This is a genomic window from Acidovorax sp. NB1 (assembly GCF_005405905.1).
Lineage (GTDB): Bacteria > Pseudomonadota > Gammaproteobacteria > Burkholderiales > Burkholderiaceae_C > Acidovorax.
This window is the reverse complement of record NZ_BJHU01000058.1, coordinates 65,186-92,148: the sequence shown is the minus strand read 5'-3', so window position 1 is coordinate 92,148 and position 26,963 is coordinate 65,186. Positions and strand designations below refer to the sequence as shown.

Sequence of the window (26,963 nt, the reverse complement as noted above, 5' to 3'; positions counted from 1 at the left end):
TTGCGCACCCCCGCCCCTCCTGACACTGGTGCCCACCCATGGCCGACCGCCTCCCCTCCGAGATCGCGCGCGAGACACTCAAACAACTGGCGGCCCGCCGGTTGCAACCCACCCCCGACAACTACCTGGCGCTGTACGACGAGATTGCGGGCACCCGCAGTACGCAGCCCTTCCCTGAGGGGCCGCTGAGCAGCATTCAGCGGGTGCTGCCCGCCCAGACCCCGGCCCAGAAGCGCCTGCTCTCCCAGTTCGAGCGCGCCATCATTACCAAAGACTGGACCTCGCTGCAAAGCGTGATGGTGGGCTATGCCAACCTGGGCCTGCACCCCGCAGCCGCCACTCCCATCGAAACCGCCGATGCCCCCGCAGCCCTGGGCGAGCTGCCGCCCGAGCTGGCCGAGACGCTCGCACGCCTCATCGACAACACCCTGCCTGCGCTGGGCGAAGACGACGCCCGCGTGATAGAGATGGCCAAGCAGCTCGTCACCTTCCTGCGCGAGCCTTCGCCCCCCGTCGCCACGGCGCAGCTCATGCTGGGCAACTTCACCTACCGGCTGTCGTTTGCCACCGAAGACCAGGCCGCCATCCGCGCCAGCCTGCTGGAGCTGCTGCACATGATCTTCGAGAACATCGCGGTGCTCAGCGTAGATGACCGCTGGCTGCAGGGCCAGGCCGAGGCGCTGATGACCGCCTCCACCCCGCCACTCACCTTGCGCCGCCTCGACGATGTGCAGCGCCGCCTCAAGGACGTGATCTTCAAGCAGACCGAGGCCAAGGCCCGCACGCTCGAAGCACAGGAGCAGATGAAGGACATGCTCGCCACCTTCATCGAACGGCTGGCCAAGATCACCGCCTCCAGCACCAGCTACCAAGGCACTATGGAACGCTGTGCGGACCTGATTGGCAAAGCCAACACCTTGCAGGACATCGCCCCCGTGCTGCAAGAGGTGATGAGCGCCACCCGCGCCATGGCACTGGACAGCCGCGTGACCCACGACGAGCTGCAAGACCTGCGCGAGCGCACCGAGGCCAAGCGCGCCGAGGTGGCCAAGCTGCAGGAAGAACTCGATCGCGCCAGCGCCCAGGCGCGGCACGACCCGCTCACCGGCAGCCTCAACCGCAAGGGCCTGGACGAGGCCATGGAACGCGAGATCGCCCGCGCCCGCCGCCTGGGCTCCAGCCTGTGCCTGGCGCTGCTGGATGTTGACAACTTCAAGACCATCAACGACCGCCTGGGCCACGCAGGCGGCGACGCAGCCCTGGTGCACCTGGCCCAGGTCACGCGCGAGGTCATGCGCCCGCAAGACCTGCTGGCGCGCTACGGCGGCGAAGAATTTGTCATCGTGCTGCCCGACACCAACGTGGACAGTGGCGTGGCCGCCATGACGCGGCTGCAGCGCGAGCTGACCACCCGCTTCTTCCTGCAAGGCAGCGAAAAGGTGCTCATCACCTTCAGCGCGGGCGTGGCCCAGCTGAGCGACACCGAAACCAGCACCGACGCCATCGTGCGCGCCGACCAGGCCATGTACCTCGCCAAACGCTCGGGCAAGAACCGGGTGATGGCGGCGTAGTGACTCCCCCTGTGTCACCTTCGGCGCCTTCCCCCAAAAGGGGACGCCACCCGTGGCCTGGCAAAGCCAGCTCCACGGTGGCACTGGCCTGGGGCGTGACGGTATCGACGAGCGGCTGGCTCGGCATGCCGTTGGCGACCGCCTGAAATGCTCCCGATCTTGGTCCGCCGCACCTTTTTGCAAAACGCCGCCTGCGCGGCCACGGCGGCCGTCTTGCCGCGCTGGGCCTGGAGCACCCCGCCCACACTGCAAAGCAACCCCTTCACGCTGGGCGTGGCCAGCGGCGACCCCACGCCCGATGGCGTGGTGCTCTGGACTCGCCTGGTGCTGACCCAGCCCGCACAGATGTTGGCCGCCCACACCGTGCGCTGGGAAGTGGCACACGACGCCCGTTTTGCGCAGATCGTGCAAAAAGGCGAAGCCCCTGCGCTGCCGCAGCTGGGGCACAGCGTGCATGTGGAGCTGCGTGGCCTGCAGCCTGGGCGCGGGTACCACTACCGCTTCATGCTGGGCGATGCCGTGAGCACCGTGGGCCGCACGCGCACTGCGCCTGCAGCAGGCGACCTGCCCAGCGCTCTGCGCATCGCCTTTGCCTCCTGCCAGCGGTGGGAACACGGCCACTACGCCGCGTGGCGCCACCTGGCGGCCGAGCAGCCAGACCTGGTGCTGTTCCTGGGCGACTACATCTACGAATACGCCACGCCCAAAAACACCACCGACCTGGCCCGCACCCACAGCCTGCGCCTGGCCACCACCCTGGCCGACTACCGCGACCGCTACGCACTGCACAAAAGCGACCCGGCACTGCAGGCCGCCCACGCCACCTGCCCCTGGTCCGTGACCTGGGACGACCATGAGGTGCAGAACGACTACGCCGCCAGCACAGGGCTGGCAGGCCGGGGCGATGCCATCAGCTTTCTGGCACAGCGCGGCGCCGCCTGGCAGGCCTTTTACGAAAACATGCCCCTGCGCGCAGCCAGCCTGAACCGGCCTGCGCCCGATACCGCATGGGATGCCCTGCAGGTCTACCGCCGCCTGCGCTGGGGGCAGCTTGCACACATCCACCTGCTCGACAGCCGCCAATACCGCAGCTGGCAGGCCTGCCGCTCCCCCGAATCGCCCAGCGCAGGCGCCGTGCGCGGCAGCAGCTGTGCCGAACTGGCCGACCCCACCCGCACCCTGCTGGGCACCACGCAAGAGCAATGGCTGGACGCGGGCCTGGCCGCCGACGCCACCGCACAAGGCGCCACCCGCTGGAGCGTGATCGCGCAGCAGACCCTGTTCTCGCCCCGCCACTACCCCTCTGGCACCGTGACCACCGACAACTGGGACGGCTACCCCGCCGCCCGCGCGCGCCTGCTGCAATCGGTGGGCCGCCACGCCCCGCGCAACACCGTGCTGCTGGGCGGCGACATCCACCAGAACTACGTCTGCCGCGTGCATGCCGACGCCGACCGCCCCGACTCGCCCGTCATCGCCAGCGAGTTCTGCGGCACCTCCATCAGCTCCCGCTCGGGCACCACCCAAGACAAGGTGGACGCCGTGGTGCGCCACAACCCGCATGTGCTGCTGGCCCGCTGCGACCTGCGCGGCTACGGCCTGGCCGACATCACCCCCAGGCAGTGGACCACCACCCTGCGCGTGCTCGACGACCCAATGCAACCCGGGAGCGGCGTGCGCACCTTGGCCCGCTTTGTGGTGCAGGACGGCCACGCAGGGCCCGTGGCGGCGTAACCCGCCGGTGGTGGCCGCGCCCTGCCAGGGGCAATAGCTACTTTTTTGATAGCTACAAAGGCATACCCATCGCGCGCAAAGGCCTTAAAAACCTTTGAATCCGGAGGCTGTAGCGCAATGTAACGCCGCGCCCCCAAGCTGCGCGTCGCGCCGTACGATGGCCGCTTCTTGTGTCCTGCCTGCTCGTTCTTTCTCTTTAGCTTGTCACTTCTTGCCACCCAGGAGAAACCAGCCCATGCCCACCACCACGCCCTCCACCACTGCCGCTGCCCGCACATTCGCGCCACGGCTCCACCCTGTGGCCTACGGCGCACTCGCGGCCCTGCTGGTGGGCTGCGCCAGCAGCCCCACCCAGTTCGCCTACACCGTGCCCGCCCAGCCCGAAGGCGCGTCGGGCTACACCGAAAAACCCGGCTGGGCCACCGAGAAGTTCGCCGTGGCCGCCGCCAACCCGCTGGCCACCGATGCGGGCTACCAGATCCTCAAGGCCGGAGGCTCGGCGATGGATGCCGCCATCGCCGTGCAGATGGTGCTGACGCTAGTGGAGCCCCAGTCCAGCGGCATCGGTGGCGGCGCCTTTCTGCTGCACAGCAACGGCAAGGTGGTGGAGGCCTACGATGGCCGAGAGACCGCGCCCGCTGCCGCCGATGACAAACTCTTCCTGGGCGCCGACGGCAAACCCGTGCCGTTCTACGACGGCGTGGTGGGTGGCCGCTCGGTCGGCGTGCCCGGCACCGTGCGCATGCTGGAGCTGGCGCACAAGCAGCACGGCAAGCTGCCCTGGGCCACGCTGTTCCAGCCCGCCATCACGCTGGCCGAAGGCGGCTTCAAGGTCAGCGCGCGGCTCCACACCCTGGTCAAGGCCGACGCCCACCTCAAGAAAGACCCCGTGGCCGCCGCCTACTTCTACAAACCCGACGGCGACGCGCGCGACGTGGGCGTGAACCTGCGCAACCCCGAGCTGGCTGCCGTACTGCGCCGCATCGCCGCCGAAGGCAGCAAGGCCCTGCACGAAGGCGAGATCGCCCAGGCCATTGTGGACAAGGTGCAAAAGCACCCTACCAACCCCGGCAAGCTCAGCCTGGCCGACATGGCTGGCTACCAGCCCAAGAAGCGCGATGCGCTGTGCCACGACTACCAGGTGGCCAGCAAGGACTACCGCGTGTGCGGCTTTCCGCCGCCCAGCTCCGGGGCCATCGCCATCGGGCAGATCCTGGGCATCCTGAAAAACACCGACGCCGCTGCCAAGCCGCTGCAGGACGGCATCCCATCGGCCGACTGGCTGCACCTGTACACCGAAGCCGCCCGCCTGGCCTTTGCCGACCGCGCCCAGTACGTGGCCGACCCCGACTTTGTGCAGCCCCCTGCGGGCAGCTGGACCAGCCTGCTCGCGCCCGCCTACCTGGCCGAGCGCGCCAAGCTCATTGGCACGCAGAGCATGAAGGTCGCCCAGCCTGGCAACCCCGGCGCCGTCAAGACGGGCTTTGCGCCCATGCCTGACCAGCCCGAATACGGCACCAGCCACATCAGCATCGTCGATGCCTTTGGCAACGCCGTGGCCATGACCACCACCATCGAAGACCAGTTCGGCGCGCGGCAAATGGTGAAAGGCTTCCTGCTCAACAACGAACTCACCGACTTCAGCTTCGCCCCCGCCGACGCCCAGGGCCAGCCCATTGCCAACCGCGTACAGCCCGGCAAACGCCCGCGCTCGTCCATGGCCCCCACGCTGGTGTTCGACAAGGCCACGGGCGAGCTGCTGATGAGCGGCGGCAGCCCTGGCGGCGCGGCCATCATCCACTACACCGCCAAGACGCTGTATGGCGTCTTCAACTGGGGCCTGATGCCCCAACAGGCCATCAACCTGCCCAACTTCGGCTCCATGAACGGCCCCACGCTGCTGGAAGAAAAACGCTTCCCGCCCGCCACCGTCGAAGCCCTGCGCGCACGTGGTGCCGAGGTACGTGAGATGAACATGACCAGCGGCCTGCAAGCCATCACGCGCGGACAGGCACATGGCAAGAAGCTGTGGCTGGGCGGGGCTGACCCGCGACGTGAGGGTGTGGTGATGGGCGACTGAGAGCCTGCACTGCAACGCTTGCCCGCTGGCCTGCACGCACGCCAGCGAAAATCCCCACCATGAACCTCTACCGATTCATCCCCGCGCTACCGCTGACCATGCACCGGCACCTGTGGCGCAGCTTCCAGGGCGCAACCCTTGCCTGCGCCCTGGGCATAGCGCCCGCCCAGGCCCAGGTGCGTGCGACTGCGCCACCACCCGCGCAGTGGCCCGCTACGCTGGCCATGGCCGCGCCATCCCCATCGCACGCACCTGCCCCGCTACAACCGCTGCCCGCAGGCGTCGAGCTGGGCATGGGCGCGGACGCCCTGCGCGACGCGGTACCCGGAGCGGCCCGCGTGCCGCGCCCGCAGCGTCTGGCTGGAGGGCTGGCGGGCCTCTGGCGGCTGGAGCCTGTGGTGATCGCCGGGTTGTCCGGTGCGCAAACCTTCTTCTTCAGCGGGCGGGAGCTGCGGCGGGTCGAATTCGTCGCTGATGCCAGTGACCTGGCCGATGGCGGGGCGGCCGCATTTGGCGCCCTGCTCGCGTTTGGCCGCAACACCTATGGGCCGGAGACTGCCGCCAACGACCCCAGCGGCAGCTATGCCGCATGGACCCAAGGGGGCCTAGAGGTATACGCCCAGCGCGTGCCTGCACCGCGCGCCACGGTGCGGTGGGTGATCAAGCAGAGCGAGGGCAAGGACGCCAGCGAGCTGTGATGTGCGGCCGGGCCATCGCGCGCCCAGCTTTATGCGCCCGACGCGGTAATCTGAGCGAAAAAGGCTGCTAGCGCTTATGAATAAAGCGCTGATAGCTCCCAACTAAATAGAACCAGCATCAGCTGCAAAGCACCACCAGGCGCCTGTCAGCCCAACGGACCTGCAACACCCCCATCGGCCAGCGGGCTCAGTGCGGTATCGATGCTGAACCGGTTCTTGCCCGCCTGCTTGGCCGCGTACATCGCTGCGTCGGCCCGGGCGAGCAGCGCATCGGCATCGGCGCCATGGCGCGGGTAAAGCGCCGCGCCCACACTGGCCGAGATGTGGGCAACAGCCCCCTCCAGCACAAAAGGCTGCTCCATCGCCAACAGCACCTTGCCGGCCACGACCTCGCAGTGGTCTGCCCGCTCGATGGTGGCCAGCACGATGCCGAACTCGTCCCCGCCCAGGCGCGCCACGGTGTCTTCGGCGCGCACACAGTCTTCCAGCCGCCGGGCGACCTGCTGCAGCAACAGGTCGCCCGCTGCATGGCCCCACTGGTCGTTGACGGACTTGAACCCGTCCAGGTCCACGTAAAGCACGGCGGCATGGCGCCCGTAGCGGCGGGCCGATTCGAGCACGCGCTCAAAGCGGTCGTGGAACATCACGCGGTTGGGCAGGCCGGTGAGCGCGTCGTGCAGCGCATCGTGCGACAGGCGCATCTCCAGCTCCTTGCGCGCGCTGATGTCCTGCGTCACAACCACCAGAAAGTCGGGCTGGCCCTCAGAGTCCTTGACCACGCCCAGCGCTTCGTACACCCACAGCAGGCCGCCGTCCTTGCGCCGGTAGGCTTTTTCGATCTCGGGGGAGAACACGGGCGAGTGGGCCACCAGGCGCCGTGCCAAAAAGCGGCGCAGGGCTTCGCGCTCGCCCTCGTCGCTCAGTGCAAACAGGTCGCGCTGGCGCAGCTCCTCCAGCGAATAGCCCAGCATGCGGCAGAACTTGTCGTTGGCGCGCAGGATGCGGCCTTCGGGCGTGATGTGGGCGATGCCGGTGGCCGCCTGGTGGAAGGTGGCACGGAACAGGCCCTCGCTGGACGCGAGTGCATCAGCCACAGCCCGCTGGCGCGCCAGCACTCCGACGAGCAGTGCGCCAAAACACAGCAGTGCCACGCTGGCAGCCGCAGCCAGAACCAGGTAGTCAACGCGCCGCTGCATCACCGGCGCCAGCACCTCGTCGGAGGCCGAACCCACCGTCACCATCAACGGGTAGCCCGCCATGCTGCGGTAGCTGAGGATGCGCGGCACGCCGTCCACTGCGCCGGTGTCATCGATCAGTTCGCCTTCGGGGTCCTGCGTGCGGTGCTGAAACCAGGGCAGGCCCCGCGCATCGGCGCCAAAGCTGGTTTGCCCCCCCGCCTTGCGGCCACGCACCACGCCGTCCAGCCCCGCCAGCTCCAACAGCCCCTGCGCGCCCAGGTCGGCCTGGCGGTAAAAGTCGGTGAAATTCGTCGGGTCCACCGACATCACCACCACGCCGCCAAAGCGGCCCCCCTCGCTCACGATGCGCAGCGCCATCGGTATGCGCCACTGCCCCGACACACGGCCCAGCACGGGCTCGCTCACAAACAGGTCGTCGCGATCGCTGGCCTGCAGCGCCTTGAAAAAGGCGCGGTCGCTGTAGTTGACGGCCCCGGTCTCCTGGCTGCTGCTGACGATGTCGCCCTGCTCGTTGACCACGCTGATGATGGTGAACATGGGCTCGCGGATCACCCCCCGCTCCACCCAGTCGCGCAGGTCGATGTCGGTGCCCTGCTGCAGGTACTGCTCGCGTACAAAGGCGGCCACCTGCTCGGCCGCCTTGAGGGTGCGGAACACCTGCTGCTCGAAGGCGATCGCCAGGTTGGCGTTGGACTGCATGGCGGAGGCCACCGCCTGCTCGCGCTCGAACGCCACACGCTGCAGCGTGACCAGCCAGAAGCCCGCCACGGCAACGATGCAGCCCAGCGCGATCGCCAGGCTCAGCGGCGTGGCGAGGCGATAGCGGCGACGCTGCGCCCCGGCCTCAAGACGGTCGTTCGCGTCCGGTGGCCGCGTGGTGTCATCTTTTTGCTCCATGCCCCTCGAATGTAGCGGGGCATGGGCGCCAGGTCGATGAAAGGATGGCCACCGACGGGCGCGCCTGCAAATTCAGCGGGATAACCTAGCCCAGCCGCGCCAGCACCTTGGGCAGGCTGGCCACCAGCATCGCCACGCCCGACAAGGTCAACATGCCCAGCACGATCTGCCGGAACCGCACATCGCTGATGCCGTGGTACAGCCGCGCGCCCAGCAGCACGGGCACCAGCATGGCGGGTACCACGATGGCCAGCAGCGGCAGCGCCTCGCGGGTGACGAGGCCAGTGGCCAGGTAGGTGATGAAGGTCACCAGCAGCATGGCCAGGTTGAAGTTCTGGATGATGGCGCGCTGCACGTCCTTGTCCAGGCCGCGCAGGGTGCACCACAGGGTGGGCAGCACGCCGGTGAAGCCGCCCAGCCCGCCCATCACGCCGCCGGCCATGCCCACCAGCGCATCGGCCACGCGGCCGCCACGGGTGATGCGGGGCAGATTCTTGGCCATCAGCATCGCCGGGCACCACAGCACCAGCAGCGTGCCCAGGATGACCTTGAACGCGTCCATGTCCAGCCGGGGCAACACGGCCACGCCGATGGGGATGCCCACCAGGCCGCCCAGCACAAAGGGCAGCAGGTGCACCCGGTCAAAACCCCGGCGCACCGTGGCCGCCGCCACCAGCTGGCCGGTGAGCGCGCCGCACACGGCCAGCAGCGCGGCCAGGCGGGGTTCCAGCGTCCAGGCCCAGAACGACATGGCCACCATGCCAAAGCCGAAGCCCGACAGGCCCTGCACAAACCCGGCGGACACTGCGCCCAGGGCCACGATCAACAGCACGGAATCCATGTCTCCCCCTCACTCGGTGTGAACGCGCGCGGGGGCTGGCTTCACGCCCCACGGAGCCTCAACACATCCGCGTGTTCGGCCGGTGAGTCCATGAAGCGCAAGCCCTGCGCACCCAGCCGCCATTGTGTGCGCTGGCGGCAGGGGCAGCGCTGCGGCGGGGAGTCGCAGCGCCCGTTCAATACAGCGTGGCCTGCTGGCGCGCTGGCAGCTCGCGGTCGTATGCAGCGCCATCAAACGCGCCTTGCGTGATGGACGCCAGGATGGCGCCCGGGGTAGGCACGAGGCGCGGGGTGCCTGGCGGCACGGCATCCCACAGGCGCGAGCGCTGGATGGCGCGCGCGCACTGGAAGTACACCGCCTGCACATCGACCACGATCACACATTTGGGGGGCTGGCCATTGACCACAAACCGCGCCAGCAGGTCGGGCGCGACGCTGATGCGGGCGTGGCCGTTGACGCGCAGCGTCTCGCCCACGCCGGGGATGAGGAACAGCAGCGCCACGCGCGGGTCGGCCACGATGTTGCGCAAGCTGTCGGCGCGGTTGTTGCCACGGCGCTCGGGCAGCAGCAGGGTCTTGTCGTCCAGCAGCTGCACAAAGCCGGTCGGGTCGCCGCGCGGCGAGGCATCCAGCCCACCCGGGCCGGTGGTGGCCAGCACGGCAAAGGGCGATGCCGCGATCATGGCGCGGTAGGCAGGGTGCGCATACGGCAGCTCTTTGTGGATGGAGGCATCGCTCAGCGGGCCCAGCAGGGCCTCCAGGCGTGGCAGGGTGTCGATGGCGTGCTCGTCACAGGCGAGGGTCATGGGGGCGGCTTCCTTCGGGTGGGGTGGCAAGGGAGCGGCCATGGTGCAGCATGCCTGCAGGACTGACAAACGACTTTGCCGCCGGTGATGCGTGCAGAAAACGCACGCATCGTCGTCGCGCATAACTGACTGCGATTGCGCCGCCGCAGGACCGAGCGAGCAGCGGCGCCAGAAGCGGCGCGCATCCGGCCTGCGGGCCAGACACGCGCCGCTACGCCCTTTAACGCGCTGGGCGCAGCTTGACGCCAGGGAAGTCCACCGGCACGCCCAGTGCCACATTGACATAGTTGGTGAACAGGTTGAGCGCCACGTGGGCCACGATCTCGACGATCTGCTCGTCGTTCACGCCCTGGTCGCGCAGAGCCTGCACATCGGCCGCATCGACCTGGCCACGTTCGTTGACCAGTTGCAGCACAAAGCGCAGCACGGCGGCAGTGCGCGGGTCGGCCGATTCGCCCGCCTGCGCGGCGGCCAGGGCCTCGCCACTCACGCCCGCCTTGCGGCCCAGTGCGGTGTGGGCGGCCAGGCAGTAGTCGCAGGCATTGCGGTTGGCCACAGCCACGGCGATCTGCTCGCCCAGGGCGGCACCGATCACGCCGCCGCCCAGCGCGCCAAACGCGCCCCACATGCTTTGCAGCGCAGCGGGCGAATTGGCCACGGCGCGGAACATGTTGGGTGTGGCACCAAAGGCTCCGTGGACCTGGTCGAGCACATCCCGCACAGTGCCGGTGGCGGCGGTGCGGTCAACGAGGGGGACGCGGGCGACGGAGGAAGAAGTAGCGGACATGGTGTGTTCCTTGAAGGTCATGAAGGGTGGTTGAGAACTTGTGCCCGTTCTCGGCACCCCTGCAGTGTCCGGCGCCAGCGCGTACCATTTGGCACATAAAATCCATAATTCATACCAAATCATCCAAACCATGCCAACACCCGTCACCACACCCGCGCAGGCCTCCACCCCGCTCGACCGGTTGTCGCCGCTGCTGGAGCGCTTTCGGGTGCGGGCGCACCTGTTCCACAACGGGCCGCTGTGTGGCGTGACGCACTTTGCGGCGGCGCCGGGCCGGGGCTTTTTGCATGTGCTGCGCCGGGGCGAGATGGTGGTCACGCACCAGCCCCAGGCGGGCCCGCCCGAGCGGCTGGAGGTGTACGAGCCCAGCCTGCTGTTCTATGCGCGGCCGCTGGAGCACTTCTTTCACAACGCGCCTACCGAGGGCTCGGACTTCACCTGCGCTGCGCTGGACTTTGACGGCGGCGCCAGCCACCCGCTGGCCCGCGCCCTGCCCCCGCTGGTGGTGCTGCCGCTGGGCGCGGTGGACGGGCTGCAGCAGTCGCTGGACCTGCTGTTTGCCGAAACCGACCGCCTGCGCTGCGGCCACCGCGTGCTGGCGGACCGTTTGTTTGAAGTGGTGCTACTGCAGCTGCTGCGTTGGCTGCTGGACCACCCGCAACAGGCGCAGATGCCGCCGGGCTTGCTCACCGGCCTGGCCGACCCGGCCCTGGCGCGCACCCTGACGGCGCTGCACGCAGCCCCCGGTGAGGCGTGGAGCCTGGAGCAGATGGCGCAGCAGGCAGGCCTGTCGCGCAGCGCGTTTGCCGCGCGCTTCAAGACCGTGGTGGGCGAGACACCGGCGGACTACCTGGTGCACTGGCGGCTGACGCTGGCGCAGGCGCACCTGCGCAGCGGCCGGTCGCTGAAGTCGATTGCCAACGAGCTGGGTTATGCCAACCCGTCGGCGCTGTCACGGGTGTTTGCGCAAAAGCTGGGGTTGTCGGTGCGGGCGTGGCTAGAGGCGTTGGATGTGGTGGACGCGGCAGATGCAGAGTCTTGAAGCGCTTGGCTGCGAGGGGGTTTTGACTCCCTCTCCCCACGCGGGAGAGGGTTGGGGAGAGGGGCGCACAAGCGCTGCGCCCTCCGAACACCCCTCTCCCCCGCCCTCTCCCGCAAGGGGAGAGGGAGCCACAGCCGGGTGCAGCAGGGGTGTTGGGCGCATTATCGAAATCGCACCACCCAAGACACCTATTCATTCAGTAAAAAGGCCTTCTCCGCGCGACCATCAAGCATTTACAGCTATTAAATATATAGCAATCAACTCAATGAGACGCAAGCCTGGTGCGCGCCGGCAGGCGGCACCCGCCGCGCCTGCGCCGCTCACATATCAATCGCCGCGGCCGACCCGGCCTGCTTGCGCAGCTCGAACTTCTGGATCTTGCCGGTGCTGGTTTTGGGCAGCTCGCCAAACACCACGGCGCGCGGCACCTTGAAGCCCGCCAGATGCTTCTTGCAGTGCGCCACGATGTCTTCGGGCGTGGTCTGCGCGCCGGCCTTCAGCTCCACAAAGGCGCAGGGCGTCTCGCCCCACTTGGGGTCGGGCTTTGCCACCACGGCGGCGGCCAGCACGTCGGGGTGGCGGTAGAGCACGTCTTCGACTTCGATGGAGGAGATGTTTTCGCCGCCGGAGATGATGATGTCTTTGCTGCGGTCTTTGATCTTGATGTAGCCGTCGGGGTACTGCACGGCCAAGTCGCCGCTGTGAAACCAGCCGCCCGCAAAGGCTTCGTCGGTGGCCTTGGGGTTCTTGAGGTAGCCCTTCATGGCGATGTTGCCCTTGAACATGATCTCGCCCATGGTTTCGCCGTCCTGCGGCACGGGTTGCATCGTCTCGGGGTCGAGCACGCGCACGTCGCGCTCCAGGTGGTAGCGCACGCCCTGGCGGGCGTTGAGGCGGGCGCGCTCGCCGATGTCCAGGGCATCCCAAGCCTCGTGCTTGGCGCACACGGTAGCGGGACCATACACCTCGGTCAGGCCGTACACATGGGTCAAATCGAAGCCCATCTTTTCCATGCCTTCGATCATCGACGCCGGGGGCGCAGCGCCTGCCACCATGGCCTTGACGCCTGCAGGAACGCCCGCCTTCATCGCCTCGGGCGCATTGACCAGCAGCCCATGCACGATGGGCGCGCCGCAGTAGTGCGTGACGCCGTGGGTGCGGATGGCGTCGAAGATGGCCTGGGCGTCCACCCGGCGCAGGCACACGTTGACGCCAGCGCGCGCCGCAATGGTCCACGGAAAGCACCAGCCGTTGCAGTGGAACATGGGCAGCGTCCACAGGTAGACCGCGTGCTTGGGCATGTCCCACTCCAGCACGTTGCTGATGGCGTTGGTGGCCGCGCCCCGGTGGTGGTAGACCACGCCCTTGGGGTTGCCGGTGGTGCCGGATGTGTAGTTGAGCGCAATCGCATCCCACTCGTCGGCGGGCAGGCTCCAGGCAAAGGAGGCGTCGCCGCTGGCTACAAAGGCGTCGTAGTCGGTGCCACCCAGGCTTTGCACGGCGGAGCCGTACAGCGCGTCCTGCACCTCGATCACGCGGATAGGCGTAGTGGCGGTGCGCAGGGCCAGTGCCTTGGCCATGGTGCCAGTGAATTCCGGGTCCACGATCACGGCCTTGGCCTCGCCGTGGTCCAGCATGAAGGCGATGGCCTCGGGGTCAAGCCGGGTGTTGAGGGTGTTGAGCACGGCACCTGCCATGGGCACGCCAAAGTGCGCCTCCACCATCGGGGGCGTGTTGGGCAGCATCACGGCCACGGTGTCGTTCTTGCCGATGCCCGCCTGGGTCAGTGCGCTGGCCAGCTGGCGGCAGCGTGCGTAGGTCTGGGCCCAGGTCTGGCGCAAGTCACCGTGCACGATGGCCAGGCGGTCGGGGTAGACCTCGGCCGTGCGTTCGATGAACGACAGGGGCGACAGGGAGGCAAAGTTGGCTTCGTTGCGGGGCAGGTGCTGGTCAAAGATGGAGGTCATGGGTGGGTGCAAGAAGGTGAACCTGAAGTGAACGTTATGGAGCCTAGCGCCGCAGGCTGACACGAAGGCAACACGGTGCGCAAACCCAGCGCCAGGGCGCCGACTCACAGCCTTCGGCGGTGACCTTGCTTGACACGGTACATGGCCGCGTCGGCGCTGGCCAGCAACGTGTGCGCGTCCTGGGCATCGCGCGGGAACAGGCTCACGCCAATGCTGGCGCGCACCGGGAAGGGCTGGCCCTCGATGTCGAGCGGCGGCGCAAAGGCCTGCTCCAGCTTGGCCACGATCTGCAGCGCGGCCTCTTCCGAGTCCACGTTTTCGCACAGCACGGTGAACTCGTCGCCCGCCAGCCGGGCCACGGTGTCGGCTTGCCGCACGGCACCCAGGATGACGCGGGCCACGGCCTGCAGCACCAGGTCGCCCACGGCGTGGCCGCGCGTGTCGTTGATGGCCTTGAAGTCGTCCAGGTCCACAAACAGCAGGGCGCAGTCGCGGCCGCTGCGGCGCGAGAGTTCCAGCGCCTGCGCCAGGCGCTGCTCGAACATGCGGCGGTTGGGCAAACCGGTGAGGGCGTCGTGGTGCGCCAGGTGGGCCATGGCGTCGCGGCTGGCGTTCAGCTCGGTGATCTGGCGGCTGATCTGCTGCTCCATGTCATGGAAGCTGCGGGCCAGGTCGCCCACCTCGTCCTTGCGGTGCACGGGCAGCGCCCCATGCGTCTGCCCCCGCGAGAACGCCTGCGCGGCCGCCACCATGGCCTGCAAGGGCTGCGTGACCACACGCGATACCCCCGCCGCCAGCGCCACGCCCACCAGGCTGAGCACCAGCAGTATCTTGAGGATGCTGCGGCCCAGGTCCAGCACCTCGCCCTGCACGGCGGCCAGGGGCTGCGACAGGCCCACCACCATGAAGCGCCCTTCTTCCTCACCACCAAAGGGCATGCGCACGAAGGAGAACACGCGTGCCTCGTCCTCGGTGGTGGCGGGCCGACTGAGCACGGCCTCCTGGGCACGCCCATCAACCAGTGCCGCCACTGGAGCAAAAGCCTCCTGGATCAGGATGCGCTGGCCCCGGTCAAAGCCAAAGGTCTGGGTGGCATCGGGATGCACCAGAAAGTCGCCCCAGCGGTTGCTGAGGTAGAACCCATAGGGCGTGGGCAGCGCGGCGTCGAAGTTGCGCAAGAACGGCTCCGCCGCCACGCGCACCACCACCACACCCTGCACCTGCCCGCCCATCACCACGGGCGAGGCCATGTTGAACACCGGCACCGCGTCCTCGCCGGGCGAGCTTTCGTGGTTGATACCGAATTCGGACACATAGACTTCGCCCGCCGCGAGCGCCAGGGCCTCGAAAACAAACGGGAAGTGCGCCTTCTCCTGCAGTGCGTCGTCGGCAATCCGCACGGGCACTCCGCCCTGGCGGTCGATGCGCACCAGCTCCAGGCCATAGTCCCGGGCGCTGATGAAGCGGATCTGCAGGTAGCTCGGGTGCGCAACCAGGCTGGCGCGGAAGATCTCGGCCAGGCGGGCCTGGTCTGGCTCCTGGGCCGCCACGCTGGCCAGGAAGGAGGTATCACGCGCCACCGTGCCAAACCCGGCCTGCATGTGGCGCGCCAGCACCTGCGTGGTGGCCATGAGGGCGCGCTCGGCCCGCCCCTGCAGGCGGTCCCGGCTCGAATCGAAGGTGTAGTAGCCCGCCAGGATGGCTGCAAAAACGCTGAACGAGGCCAGCAAGGCCCCCAGCCGCAGGGCAATGCTCCATGTCATGCGCGGCAGGCCCATGCGTCAGAACCTCGCCGGGCGGTCGCCCGCCACAATGCGCTGCCACAGCTGTGCGCGCCGGGTTTCGTCCTCCACCGGCTCCAGCCAGACGATGGGGCCCATGGGAGCATCCCCCGACAGGGCAGGTGGCTCCTCCAGCGTGTTGGCCAGCCCCTGGCGCCGGGTGAATTCGCGGCTCAGCGCCGGGTCGAGCATGTAGTTGATCCACTCGGTGGCCAGGGCCACCTGGGTGGAGCGGCGGGTGATGGCCCAGCAGTCCAGCCAGGCCAGCGCGCCTTCCTTGGGCAGCACGTAGCCCACGTCCAGCCCCGCATCGCGCAGTTGCTTGAGCTGCTGCTGGCCGTAGTTGGCGTGCATCACGGCCACCTTGTGTTTGCGGAACAGCTCCACAGACTCCTCGGGCAGGCTGTAGAACGAACGCACGTTGCGGCGCAGGGCCACCAGGTCCTTGGCCAGCGGGCTGAAACGGTCGGTCTCGATGCGAAACGGCGCCAGCCCCCGGTACATGGCGGCCAGCGAAAACCCGTGGCTGCTGCCATCAAACGCCAGCACCTTGCCCTGCCAGCGCGGGTCCCACAGCATGGCAATCGAGTCCGGGGGCGTGCTGAACTGCTGGCGGTCGTAAACCAGCCCCATCTCGGAATAGGTGAAGGGCATGGCATACACCTCGCCCCCTGCCGTGATGCCTGCAATGGACTGCAGCTGCCGAAAGCGCGGCAACTGGCGTGCCGCGTTCGGAATGTTGCTTACAGGCAACGGTGCCAGCATCTTCTGGGCCACCAAACGCGCGATTTCGGCGGTATTGGCGGCCACCAGGTCAAAGCCGGGGCCACCCGGGCTGGCCAGCTTGGCGCGCAGGGTGTCGTCAGAGGCCACGGTGGTGATCTCGACCTTGACCCCGTGGCGCTTCTCGAACACGGCCACCAGGTCGGGGTCGGCATAGCCCGGCCACGCCAGCACGCGCAGAACGGTGGCGGCTTGCGCCGTGGCAGGCAAAAAAGCCCCCAGGCCCACGGCCAGCAGCGCTGCCGCCACACTGCGGCGCCGCGTCTGCTGCGTCCCAATGACTGCTGCCTGCTGCCACGCCATGCCTGCCATGCCGAAAGCCCCGTTTTGTAATAACTGGTAACAAACAGTTTACGCGGACAATACACCGCGTGACGATCCCTCAGTCTTTCATTCAGGAACTGCTTGCCCGTGTCGATGTGGTGGACATCGTGGGCCGCTACGTTCAGCTGAAGAAGGGTGGGGCCAATTTCATGGGACTGTGCCCTTTTCACGGGGAAAAGTCGCCATCTTTCAGCGTCAGCCCTGCCAAACAGTTCTATCACTGCTTTGGCTGCGGCAAAAACGGCAACGCCATCAGCTTCTTGATGGACCACGCAGGCATGGGTTTTGTCGAGGCGGTGCAGGACCTGGCCCAGGGCGTGGGGCTGCAGGTGCCCGACGACGACATCTCGCCCCAGGAGCGCGAACGCGCCGCCGCCGCCCGCCAGAAACAGGCCACGCTAAGCGATGTGCTCGAAAAAGCCGCCGATGCCTACCGCCGCCACCTGCGCGAGTCGCAGCGGGCGATTGGCTACTTCAAGGGCCGGGGCGTATCGGGCGCAGTGGCCAAGCGCTACGGCCTGGGCTACGCGCCCGAGGGTTGGCGCAGCCTGGCCAGTGTCTTCCCGCGCTACGACGACCCGCTGCTGGAAGAAAGTGGCCTGGTCATCGTGGGCGAAGAAGGGCAGGACAAGCGCTACGACCGGTTCCGCGACCGGGTGATGTTCCCCATCCGCAACGTCAAGGGCGAGTGCATCGGCTTTGGCGGCCGGGTGCTGGGCGACGACAAACCCAAGTACCTCAACTCACCCGAAACGCCGGTGTTCCACAAGGGGCGCGAGCTGTATGGCCTGTTCGAGGCCCGCACCGCCATCCGCGAGCATGGCTACGCACTGGTCACCGAAGGCTACATGGACGTGGTGGCGCTGGCGCAGCTCGGGTTCCCGAACGCCGTGGCCACCCTGGGCACGGCCTGCACGCCCGAGCATGTGCACAAGCTGCTGCGTTTTACGGATGCGGTGGTGTTCAGCTTTGACGGCGACAACGCGGGCCGCCGCGCCGCGCGCAAGGCGCTGGACGGGGCCCTGCCCCACGCCACCGACACGCGCAGCATCAAGTTTCTGTTCTTGCCCGCAGAGCACGACCCGGACAGCTTCATCCGTGCCAACGGTACGGACGCCTTTGCCCAGCATGTGGGCAACGCCGTGCCGCTCAGCCGCTTTCTGATCGAATCGGCCAGCGATGGCTGCGACCTGGCCACTGCAGAGGGCCGTGCCCACATGGCGAGCAACGCCCGCCCGCTGTGGACGGCCCTGCCCGATGGCGTGCTCAAGCGCCAGCTGCTGGGCGAACTGGCCGAACTCACGCAGCTCAACGCGCGCGACCTGTCGGAGCTGTGGAACTCCGGCAGTGGCCGCGAACCCGCGCGCACTGCGGCCCCCGCGCCACGCACCCAGGCGCCGCCGCAGGCATCCAACCCCTATGCCGACGAGCCCCCATGGGGCGAAACACCGCCCCCCGACCTGGACGGCTGGCAGCCTCACCACGAGCCCGAGTACGTGGGTGGCGGGGGCGGCGCATCTGGCGGCCACGAGCCCCCGGGCGCTGGAGGTTATGGCGGCGGCAAGCCCCCCTTCCGCAAGAACAGTGGCGGTGGCGGCTGGAAAAAGGACAGCAACGGCAAGTGGAGCAAGCGGGACAACGATGCCCCCTGGCCGCCACAGCCGCGCCTGCCCCGCACGCCCGCCATGGGCCGGGCCGACCACGCTGCGCGGCTGCTGCTGTCGCACATGGCGTTTCTGGAAGAGCTGACCCACGACGACCATACGGCCCTGTGCGCGCAGCCCTCGCCCCACGGCCCGCTGTTCACCTGGCTGGAGGCGCAGTTTCACGAACATGGCCCCCTGGCCTGGGCGGTGCTGCGCGAGAGCCTTCGTGACCACGAATGCGAAGACCTGGCGGTGAAGGTGATGACCGGAGCCCATGCCCAGACTGAGGGCGAGTTGGCCGAACTCCGGCTGGAGCTGCGCGACCTGCTGAACCGCATGCTCATCGAAGACATTGCCGAGCAGCAAAAGCTGCTGATGCTGCAAGCCGCCCAGGACCCCACGGCCCTGGAGCGCTACCGCGCCCTGGAGCAAAAACGCAAGATCTTGTTGGGCCTCCACCAGCCAAAGGCTTGAAAATTTCGGCACATGGCATAATGTAGGGTTAGGCAAGAGCGACAGCAGCACCTCCGAGCCGGGCCACCGTGACAAACGCGCACCTATGCGCTGATGGGCCCACTTATCGCAAGGACTGCACACCAAATGATCGCCCAGACATCTTGCCGCTGAGGGCCTCCCCTCGAAGTGCGAAGACCGTTCAGCTTCGCACCGCCACCCGCGCCGGGATCTGTGGCGCTTGCGATTTCTTTGTGTGTCCGTTTTTGATTCTGAGGTTGTTCCATGCCCGCTCAAAAGTCCGCGAAGCCGCCCAAGTCTGCTCCAGGCACTGCCGCAAAGGCTGTTCCCACCCCTGCTGCCAAAGCAACTGCGAAAGCTCCGGCCAAGAAGCCTGCAGCCGCCGCGCCCGCTCCAGCAGCCAAGAAAGTCAAAACTGTGTCCGTGAAAAGTACCGCCGAGCTGATCAAAGCTGCCGATGAGCTGCTGAAGAAAAAACCTGCCCGCGCCAAGGCTGTCGCCGCTGCCGCCGACGAAGAGGAAACCCCGAAGAAGCGCCCCGGCCGCCCTGCCAAGGCCGCAGGCACCGCAGAAGCCAAAGCCCCCGCCAAGCGCGGCCGCAAGCCCAAGGCTGCCGCCGCCGGTGACGAAGGCGGTGACGACACCGACCTGTCCGACATTGAGTCGGACCTCGAAGGCGAAGTCGAAGAGACCCCTGAAGCGGCCGCCACGGTCGAGAAGGTCAAGCCCCTGCGCATGAAGATCAGCAAGGCGAAGGAACGCGCCTTGATGAAGGAATTCGGTCTGGACGAAACCGTCCTGTCCGAAGAAGACATGCAAAAGCGCCGCCAGCGCCTGAAGGCCCTGATCAAGCTGGGCAAGACGCGCGGCTACCTCACGCACGTTGAAATCAACGACCACTTGCCCGACAAGCTGGTCGATGCCGAAACCCTCGAAGCCGTCATCACCACGCTGAACGACCTGGGCGTTGCGGTGTACGAGCAGACGCCCGATGCCGAAGCGCTGATCATCACGGACAACGCCCCCGCTGGCGCCACCGAGGAAGAAGCCGAAGAAGCCGCCGAAGCCGCTCTGTCCACCGTGGACTCGGAATTCGGCCGCACCACCGACCCCGTTCGCATGTACATGCGCGAAATGGGCACCGTGGAGCTGCTGACCCGCGAAGGCGAAATCGAAATCGCCAAGCGCATCGAAGGCGGCCTGATGGCCATGATGGAGGCGATCAGCGCATCGCCCGCCACCATCGCCGAAATCCTCAACATGGGTGAGGAAATCCGCGAAGGCAAGGTCGTCATCTCCACCATCGTGGACGGCTTCTCCAACCCCAACGAGGCCGACGACTATGTGGCCGAAGAAGACTTTGACGAGTTCGACGAAGCCGACGATGACGACGGCAAGGGCGGCAGCAAGGCGCTGACCAAGAAGCTCGAAGAACTCAAGAAGCAGGCGCTGGAGCGCTTCGACAAGCTGCGCGAGCTGTTTGAAAAAGTGCACAAGGTGTACGACAAGGAAGGCTACGGCACCCCTGCGTACGTGAAGGCCCAGCACGCCCTGTCGGCCGAGCTGATGACCATCCGCTTCACCGCCAAGACCATCGAAAAGCTGTGCGACATGGTGCGCGGCCAGGTGGACGATGTGCGCAAGAAGGAACGCGAGCTGCGCCGCATCATCGTGGACAAGTGCGGCATGCCCCAGGAGACGTTCATCAAGGACTTCCCGCCCAACCTGCTGAACCTGCAATGGGTCGAGAAGCAGGCCGCCGCAGGCAAGCCCTGGTCGGCCGTGATCGCGCGCAACATCCCACCCATCCAGGACCTGCAGCAAAAGCTGATGGACCTGCAATCGCGTGTTGTGGTGCCGCTGGCCGAGCTGAAGGGCATCAACAAGCGCATGAACGAAGGTGAAGCCACCTCGCGCGATGCCAAGAAGGAAATGATCGAGGCCAACCTGCGCCTTGTGATCTCGATTGCCAAGAAGTACACCAACCGTGGCCTGCAGTTCCTCGACCTGATCCAGGAAGGCAACATCGGCCTGATGAAGGCGGTGGACAAGTTCGAATACCGCCGCGGCTACAAGTTCTCGACGTACGCCACGTGGTGGATTCGCCAGGCCATCACCCGCTCGATCGCCGACCAGGCGCGCACCATCCGTATCCCGGTGCACATGATCGAGACGATCAACAAGATGAACCGCATCAGCCGCCAGCACTTGCAAGAGTTTGGTTTTGAGCCCGATGCATCCATCCTGGCGGCCAAGATGGAAATCCCCGAGGACAAGATCCGCAAGATCATGAAGATCGCCAAGGAGCCGATCTCCATGGAAACGCCGATCGGGGACGACGACGACAGCCACCTGGGCGATTTCATCGAGGACGGTGCCAACACCGCGCCCATCGAAGCCGCCATGCAGGCTGGCCTGCGCGACGTGGTCAAGGACATCCTGGACGGCCTCACGCCACGCGAAGCCAAGGTGCTGCGCATGCGCTTCGGTATTGAAATGACCAGCGACCACACCCTGGAAGAAGTGGGCAAGCAGTTCGACGTGACCCGCGAGCGCATTCGCCAAATAGAAGCCAAGGCGCTGCGCAAGCTCAAGCACCCCAGCCGCTCGGACAAGTTGCGCAGCTTCATCGACTCGCTGTAAGCCAGCACCAAGCCCTACCGGCCGCACTGCGGCCTGCCCAGGCGCCAACGCCCTGCCCCGCAACTGCGGCGCAGGGCGTTTCTTTTGGCTTTGCGCAGTACAGGCCTCCACGTTTACCCCCATGCCACCGACAGCAGACTGACAGCTTGGATGGTGACCATTGCCACACGGCTGAAGGAGACTGCCATGCAGTTCGGTTCTCTCCTGTCGCAATACGCACAGGCCGACCCAGCGATCTGCCCCTCCCCCCTTTTTTCAAAGACCGTATGACGACCTCCTTCAATCGCCGCCAGATCCTTGCCCGCGCCACTGCCACGGGCGCCATCGGCGCACTCGGCGCCCCGTTCGCCACCTCTGCCTGGGCCCAGGCAGGCGCGGCCGCGCGCAGCGCGCCGCCCAAGGCGCCCAGGCTGGCGGGCACGCTGCGCATCGTGATCCCCGCCAACCCCGGCGGCGGCTGGGACCAGACCGGCCGCGCACTGGGCGCGGCGCTGGTGGGCGCGGGTGCGGCCGACCAGGTGGAATATGAAAACATCGGCGGCAAGGGCGGCACCATCGGGCTGGCCAAGTACGCTGAAAAATACGGCAATGACGCCAACACCCTGCTCATGGGCGGCATGGTGATGGTGGGCGCCGTGGCACTGCAAAAACCAGCCGTGGACATGGCCCAGATACAGCCCATTGCCCGCCTGACCAGCGACTACCTGGTGGCGGCCGTGGCGGCCAAATCGCCTATCAAGAACACCAAGGACCTGACCGATGCACTGCGTGCAGACCTGCGCGGCATGCCGGTGGCCGGAGGCTCTGCCGGGGGCGTGGACCACATGTTTGCAGGCGTGCTGGCGCGCGCCGCCAAGGCCAAACCCGAGGAACTGGTCTACAAGCCATTCCCCGGAGGCGCCGACGTGGTCGAGGCGCTGGTGTCCGGCAGCGCTGCCGTGGGCCTGTCGGGCTACAGCGAGTTCAGCGACGCCATTGCGGCAGGGAAGCTGCGGGCCATCGGGGTCTCGTCCCGCCGCAGCGCGTTTGGCCTGCCGTCCTTCCGCGAACAGGGGCTGGACGCAGTGATGGCCAACTGGCGTGGCGTGTTCACGGGCAAAGGCGTGGCGCCCGCCCGCATGGCCGAGATGCTGACCGCCGTCGAGGCGGCCACGCACCACGAGTCCTGGACGCGCACGCTCAAGCAGAACCGGTGGGAACCCTCTTGGCTCACCGGCAAGGATTTGGCAGAGTTCATGGAGCTGGACCTCACCACCGCCCGCGTGATGGTGTACCTGCTCAAGTTGAAGGCCTGATCCCACCGCCAGGCCCTCCGGGCCCGCTGCAGAACCTTTGGAGCCTCTGATGAAAATGTCCAACCACTCCATCGGCGCACGCATGGCCACGGCCCTGGGCCTGGTGCTGGCGCTGCTGCTGGGTGCCGCGCTGTTCGGCATTGCCACGCTGTACCACACGCTGGGCACCTACGACACCACGGTGCTGGGGCGCGTGGCGCAGGAACGCGCCGTGAGCCGCATCGAAAGCGAGTTCAAGACCCAGGTGCTGGAGTGGAAGAACACCCTGCTGCGCGGCGAAGACTCGCGCAAGCGCGAGTTGCACTGGGCCGCCTTCCAGGCCAGCGAGAAGCGCGTGGCCGACGCCGCCAAGGCGCTGGAGCCCCAGTTGACCGACGCCCAGGAAAAGGCCGCGCTGCAAAAGTTCACCCAGGCCCACGCGCAGATGGCACAGGGCTACCGCAAAGGCTTCGAGGTGTTCCAGTCGCTGGGTTTTGTGCCCTCGGCCGGGGATGCCGACGTGGCCGACATCGACCAGGGCCCCGCCAGGCTGCTCGCCGAGCTGAGCCAGCAGGTGGCCGCCAGCAGTGCAGCGATTGCCGAGAAAGCTGCGCAGGACGCGCGGCGCGCGTTGGTCAGCAGCCTGGTGGCGCTGGCGCTGGTCACGGCGCTGGGCGCGTGCGCGGGCTGGCTGCTCACCCGCTCGGTGGTGCGCCCGCTGGGCGTGGCCGTGTCGCTGGCCCACAAGGTGGCGGCGGGCGACCTCACCACCAGCATCCGCGTGGAGGGCCGCGACGAGCCCGCCCGGCTGCTCGAAGCCCTGCGCGCCATGCAGGACAACCTGGAGACCGTGGTCGCCGGGGTGCGCAGCAACGCCGAAGGTGTGGCCAGCGCCAGCGCCGAGATTGCCCAGGGCAATGCCGACCTGAGCATGCGCACCGAAGAGCAGGCCTCGTCACTCGACGAAACCGCTTCGTCCATGCAGCAATTGCAGTCCACCGTGCAGCAGAACGCCTCGAACGCGCAACGCGCCAACGAACTGGCCAAGAGCGGCGCCACCGTGGCGCAGCGCGGCGGCGATGTGGTGACGCAGATGGTGGAGGTGGTGCAGGGCATCCAGGAGAGTTCGCGCCGCATTGCCGACATCATTGGCGTGATCGACGGCATCGCCTTCCAGACCAACATCCTCGCGCTCAACGCGGCCGTGGAGGCCGCCCGTGCAGGCGAACAAGGCCGGGGTTTTGCCGTGGTGGCCAGCGAAGTGCGCAACCTTGCCACGCGCAGCGCCAGTGCGGCGCGCGAGATCAAGGCCCTGATCCAGACCAGCGTGGAACGTGTGCAGGCGGGCTCGGACCTGGCGCGGGATGCCGGTACCACCATGACTGAAGTGGTGGCGTCCATCCGCGAGGTGAGCGCCCTGATGGAGGAAATCAGCCAGGCCAGCGCCGCGCAGACCTCGGACATGCAGCGTGTGACGCAGGCCATCGTGCGCATGGACGATGTGACGCAGCAAAACGCCGCCCTGGTGGAAGAAAGCGCCGCTGCCGCTGGCAGCCTGAGCGGCCAGGCCCGCCAGATGGTGGATGCGGTGGCTGTGTTCCGCCTGCGGCACCAGGCACATGCCCACAGCAACGCCGGTGCGCCTGCACTGCCAGCACCACGCGGCTGAAGGTTGCTACCGAAAGAATAGCTGGCAGCGCCTTCTGGACAGGCGCTGGAGCCCCAGAAGCAGCCCCAAAGCGCCCCACATGCAGCTCGGGTTGGCGCAGCGCAACCCGACAGAAAACGCCATCAGAAACAGTGTTCTGCGCCATGGGCAGCGCCGAGTACGCCCTTCAAACTGCCGCGGCCTGCGATTACTGCAAAAATAATAGCTACAAAGGCATATCCATCGCGCGGTAACGGCCTAAAAAGCTTCAAACTTTTGCTGCTCGGGCACCGGGCTGGCGGTCGCATGGCCAGGTGAGCGGGCGCTGCCCTCCCCTGCCCATCGACCGGCTCGCCGCTTGGCTGGCCCGCCCCAGCTCACTCCAGCCAACCGACTGGCCAACCGACCAGACAACCAACCCGACACCCGATCAGTCAATCTTCACGTGGGCGTTTTTCACCACCTGCGCCATGCGCGCGGCTTCGGTGCGGAAGAAGGCGGCGGCGGGCTCGGGCGGCGCGAGCTTGATCTCGTAGCCCTGGGCGATCAGCGCATCGCGCGCCTCGGGCATCTCCATGGCGGCCTTGAAGCCGTTGTACAGCCGCGCCAGCTCGGCCTTGGGCAGGCCTGCGGGCGCCACAGGGGCGATCCAGCCATCCAGCTCGTAGCTGGGCAGGCCCTGTTCGGCGATGGTGGGCACACCGGGCAGCAGGGGCACGCGGCTGGCCGTGGTCACGCCCAGCGCGCGCAACGAGCCTGCCTTGATGTGCGCCGCAGCGGGCGCCACCGCCACCACGCCCAGCTGCACCTGCCCGCCCAGGATGTCGTTCATCAGCGGGCCCATGCCCCGGTAGGGGATGTGTTTGATGTCGAGCTGCGCCTGGTCCACAAACATGGCAGCGCCCAGGTGCAGGATGGTGCCGTTGCCGGACGAACCGTAGTTGAGCACGCCGGGTTTGGACTTGGCCAGCGCAATCAGCTCCTGCACTGTCTTGGCGGGCACTGCAGGGTGCGCGACCAGCACGAAGGGCGTGGCGCCCAGGATGGTGATGGGCGTGATGTCGGCCAGCGAGTCGAACGGAATGTTCTTGTACACGCTGGGGTTGACCACGTGGTTGTTGGACACCACGCCGATCACCGAGCCATCCTTGGGCGCTCGCACGATCTGCGTGGTGCCGGTGATGCCGCCCGCGCCCGGCAGGTTTTCGATGACCACAGGCTGGCCCAGCGCCTTGGCCAGGCTGGTGCTGATGGCGCGGATGGCGCCGTCCGCCCCCGAGCCCGCCGACAGCGGCAGGATCACGCGCAGCGGCTTGCCGTCTCCTTGGGCGCGCGCCGTGCGGGGCAGGCCCCAGGCCGCAGCCGCCAGCGCGGCAGCGCCGGTGGCCAGGGCCTGGCGGCGCGTGGGCAGGCCGTGGGTGGCGGGCGCGGTGCTGGGCGAGTCAAAAGCGGGGGTGGGTTGGGGCACGGTTGTCTCCGGTGGTGGGTGTGGGGAATCCGGGGGGCCTGCGGTCTGTGCCGCGTGATGGGCCCCCGGTCGTCAAGGAAAAATCAGGCAATGGCCCCGCTGGCCTGCAGCGCGGCCACTTCATCGGCCGTGTAGCCCAGGCCCTGCAGCAGCTCGGCCGTGTGCTGGCCCAGGCGGGGCGGGTCGCAGCGCACATCCAGGCGCTGGCCGTCCAGGCGCAGCGGCATCAGCGTGATCTGCGCGGTCTGCCCGGCGCGCTCGCCGTCGGGCAGCGTGATGTCGGCCAGGCCACCCGTGGCTTGCAGGTGCGGGTCGTCAAACAGTTCTTCGGGCCGGCGGATGGGCGCAAACGGCAGGCCGTGGCGCTCGAAGATCGCGGCCAGTTCGTCGGCCGTGTGCTGCGCCAGCCGCTCGCGCAGCACGGGCATCAGCGTGGGGCGGGCGCGCACGCGGTCGTTGTTGGTGGCCAGGCTGGTGTCGGCCTTCAGGTCGGCATAGCCCATGGCATCGCAAAAGGTCTGCCACTGCGCATCGCTCACGGCGGCCAAAAAGATCTGGCCGCCGTCCTTCACGCTGAACACGTCGTACACGGCCCAGGACGAGATGCGGTCGGGCATGGGCGCCGCGGGTTTGCCGGTGACGGCGTACTGCATCATGTGCTGACCGACCAGGAAGACGTTGTTCTCGAACAGTGCCGAGTCCACCTCCTGCCCGCGCCCGGTGATGCCGCGCTGCATCAGCGCCGCCATCGCGCCAATCGCACCAAACATGCCGCCCATGATGTCGTTCACGCTGCTGCCCGCGCGCAGCGGGTCGCCGGGGCGGCCGGTCATGTAGGCCAGCCCGCCCATCATCTGCACCACCTCATCGAGCGCTGTGCGGTGCTCGTACGGGCCGGGCAAAAAGCCCGTGTGGTTGACGTAGATGAGGCGCGGGTTGACCTGGCTCAGCGCGGCGTAGTCCAGGCCATATTTCGTCATCACGCCGGGCTTGAAGTTCTGCGCCACCACGTCGGCCGATGCGGCCAGCTTGCGTGCCACCGCCAGGCCCTCGGGGCTGCGCAGGTCGAGCGCAATGCTCTTCTTGTTGCGATTGAACATGGGAAAGAAACCGGCGCCTGCGCCCAGCAGGTGGCGCGTGCGGTCGCCATCCACGGGTTCGACCTTGATGACCTCGGCCCCCAGGTCGGCCAGCACCATGCCGCAAGTGGGGCCCATGACCATGTGGGTGAACTCCACCACGCGCAGGCCTTCGAGCGGCAGGCGGGGGGACGGAGGGGTGGCAGGTGTGTGGTCGTTCAT

The 26,963-nt window shown here is 67.5% G+C and carries 18 protein-coding genes; 9 read left to right on the top strand and 9 right to left on the bottom strand.

The features are described from left to right. Positions 1-38 precede the first annotated feature (38 nt). The 4 genes from AvAM_RS24535 to AvAM_RS25995 all read left to right on the top strand — a co-directional run bounded on the left by AvAM_RS24535 (position 39) and on the right by AvAM_RS25995 (position 6,083). Positions 39-1,571: a diguanylate cyclase gene (locus tag AvAM_RS24535; protein ID WP_137749520.1), complete on the top strand. Its 1,533-nt coding sequence runs from the start codon at positions 39-41 to the stop codon at positions 1,569-1,571. Positions 1,572-1,718: 147 nt separating this feature from the next. Beyond that, on the top strand, positions 1,719-3,305 hold the full coding sequence (locus AvAM_RS24530; protein WP_137749519.1) for an alkaline phosphatase: 1,587 nt from the start codon (positions 1,719-1,721) through the stop codon (positions 3,303-3,305). Between the two features lie 235 nt (positions 3,306-3,540). Then, the gene (locus AvAM_RS24525) at positions 3,541-5,385 is read left to right on the top strand and encodes a gamma-glutamyltransferase family protein (protein WP_249368383.1); all 1,845 of its coding nucleotides are present in this window, start codon (positions 3,541-3,543) and stop codon (positions 5,383-5,385) included. 59 nt (positions 5,386-5,444) lie between these two features. After that, positions 5,445-6,083, top strand: coding sequence for a hypothetical protein (locus AvAM_RS25995; protein ID WP_249368381.1), 639 nt, complete (start codon positions 5,445-5,447; stop codon positions 6,081-6,083). Positions 6,084-6,229: 146 nt separating this feature from the next. On the opposite strand, the gene AvAM_RS24515 is transcribed toward AvAM_RS25995, so the two are convergent. From AvAM_RS24515 to AvAM_RS24500, 4 genes are all read right to left on the bottom strand, one after another. Continuing rightward, positions 6,230-8,179: a diguanylate cyclase domain-containing protein gene (locus AvAM_RS24515; RefSeq protein WP_137749518.1), complete on the bottom strand. Its 1,950-nt coding sequence runs from the start codon at positions 8,177-8,179 to the stop codon at positions 6,230-6,232. Between the two features lie 85 nt (positions 8,180-8,264). After that, on the bottom strand, positions 8,265-9,020 hold the full coding sequence (locus AvAM_RS24510) for a sulfite exporter TauE/SafE family protein (RefSeq protein ID WP_137749517.1): 756 nt from the start codon (positions 9,018-9,020) through the stop codon (positions 8,265-8,267). Between the two features lie 175 nt (positions 9,021-9,195). Next, on the bottom strand, positions 9,196-9,825 hold the full coding sequence (locus AvAM_RS24505) for a pyridoxamine 5'-phosphate oxidase family protein (RefSeq protein ID WP_137749516.1): 630 nt from the start codon (positions 9,823-9,825) through the stop codon (positions 9,196-9,198). Positions 9,826-10,045: 220 nt separating this feature from the next. Next, entirely contained in the window at positions 10,046-10,612 is a 567-nt protein-coding gene (locus AvAM_RS24500; protein WP_137749515.1) for a carboxymuconolactone decarboxylase family protein, read from the bottom strand. A 130-nt stretch (positions 10,613-10,742) separates the two neighbouring features. On the opposite strand from AvAM_RS24500, the gene AvAM_RS24495 reads away from it, so the two are divergent. Beyond that, positions 10,743-11,654 (top strand): AraC family transcriptional regulator, encoded by a 912-nt coding sequence (locus AvAM_RS24495; RefSeq protein ID WP_137749514.1) that lies wholly within the window; start codon positions 10,743-10,745, stop codon positions 11,652-11,654. A 320-nt stretch (positions 11,655-11,974) separates the two neighbouring features. Here AvAM_RS24495 and AvAM_RS24490 read toward each other — a convergent pair whose 3' ends face one another. The 3 genes from AvAM_RS24490 to AvAM_RS24480 form a co-directional block, all read right to left on the bottom strand. After that, on the bottom strand, positions 11,975-13,621 hold the full coding sequence (locus tag AvAM_RS24490) for an acyl-CoA synthetase (protein ID WP_137749513.1): 1,647 nt from the start codon (positions 13,619-13,621) through the stop codon (positions 11,975-11,977). A gap of 104 nt (positions 13,622-13,725) precedes the next feature. Then, positions 13,726-15,384 carry a GGDEF domain-containing protein gene (locus AvAM_RS24485; RefSeq protein ID WP_137749512.1) on the bottom strand — a complete coding sequence of 553 codons (1,659 nt, stop codon included), beginning with the start codon at positions 15,382-15,384 and terminating at the stop codon, positions 13,726-13,728. 18 nt (positions 15,385-15,402) lie between these two features. After that, positions 15,403-16,488, bottom strand: coding sequence for a PotD/PotF family extracellular solute-binding protein (locus AvAM_RS24480; RefSeq protein WP_137749511.1), 1,086 nt, complete (start codon positions 16,486-16,488; stop codon positions 15,403-15,405). A 68-nt stretch (positions 16,489-16,556) separates the two neighbouring features. Between AvAM_RS24480 and dnaG the strand changes: the two genes are divergently transcribed. The 4 genes from dnaG to AvAM_RS24460 all read left to right on the top strand — a co-directional run bounded on the left by dnaG (position 16,557) and on the right by AvAM_RS24460 (position 24,215). After that, the gene (dnaG, locus tag AvAM_RS24475; RefSeq protein WP_137749510.1) at positions 16,557-18,629 is read left to right on the top strand and encodes a DNA primase; all 2,073 of its coding nucleotides are present in this window, start codon (positions 16,557-16,559) and stop codon (positions 18,627-18,629) included. A 264-nt stretch (positions 18,630-18,893) separates the two neighbouring features. Further along, positions 18,894-21,272 (top strand): RNA polymerase sigma factor RpoD, encoded by a 2,379-nt coding sequence (gene rpoD / locus AvAM_RS24470; protein ID WP_137749509.1) that lies wholly within the window; start codon positions 18,894-18,896, stop codon positions 21,270-21,272. A gap of 266 nt (positions 21,273-21,538) precedes the next feature. Next, on the top strand, positions 21,539-22,567 hold the full coding sequence (locus tag AvAM_RS24465) for a tripartite tricarboxylate transporter substrate binding protein (RefSeq protein WP_137749508.1): 1,029 nt from the start codon (positions 21,539-21,541) through the stop codon (positions 22,565-22,567). Between the two features lie 49 nt (positions 22,568-22,616). After that, positions 22,617-24,215 (top strand): methyl-accepting chemotaxis protein, encoded by a 1,599-nt coding sequence (locus tag AvAM_RS24460; protein ID WP_137749507.1) that lies wholly within the window; start codon positions 22,617-22,619, stop codon positions 24,213-24,215. 409 nt (positions 24,216-24,624) lie between these two features. Here AvAM_RS24460 and AvAM_RS24455 read toward each other — a convergent pair whose 3' ends face one another. Both AvAM_RS24455 and AvAM_RS24450 read right to left on the bottom strand, forming a co-directional pair. Then, positions 24,625-25,662 carry a tripartite tricarboxylate transporter substrate binding protein gene (locus AvAM_RS24455; RefSeq protein ID WP_137749506.1) on the bottom strand — a complete coding sequence of 346 codons (1,038 nt, stop codon included), beginning with the start codon at positions 25,660-25,662 and terminating at the stop codon, positions 24,625-24,627. 83 nt (positions 25,663-25,745) lie between these two features. Next, on the bottom strand, positions 25,746-26,963 hold the full coding sequence (locus AvAM_RS24450; protein WP_137749505.1) for a CaiB/BaiF CoA-transferase family protein: 1,218 nt from the start codon (positions 26,961-26,963) through the stop codon (positions 25,746-25,748).